The organism is Bradyrhizobium sp. 25ACV (assembly GCF_054863005.1).
The window spans coordinates 1-275 of the sequence record NZ_JAVAYO010000081.1; the positions used below are offsets into that span (position 1 = coordinate 1).

General features: G+C 50.5%; 1 protein-coding gene. It reads right to left on the minus strand.

Going from position 1 to position 275, the window contains the following annotated elements:
• The coding region (locus RAD04_RS38665; protein WP_461627968.1) for a sugar phosphate isomerase/epimerase family protein at nt 1-275 on the minus strand (275 nt) is incomplete at both ends.

The following is a 275-nucleotide window of genomic DNA, read 5'->3' on the forward strand; positions in this document are numbered from 1 at the left end:
CGGATGGTTCTTCACTGCCTCAAGCGCCTTTTGCGCCGATGCGATATCGAAAGCTATCTCCGTCGGGTGAACTTCCAGCGCAAACTTCACGCCCTGGCTCTTGAAAACATTCAGAATTGGCGTAAACCGTTTCGCGAAATCCTTATACCCCGCCTTAATCATATCCGCTGAAACCGGCGGGAAGGAATAAACATAGTGCCATATCGAGCTGCCGGTAAATCCATTAACGACCTTTACGCCGAGTTTCTTCGCCGCCTTTGCCGTATCGCAAAGTT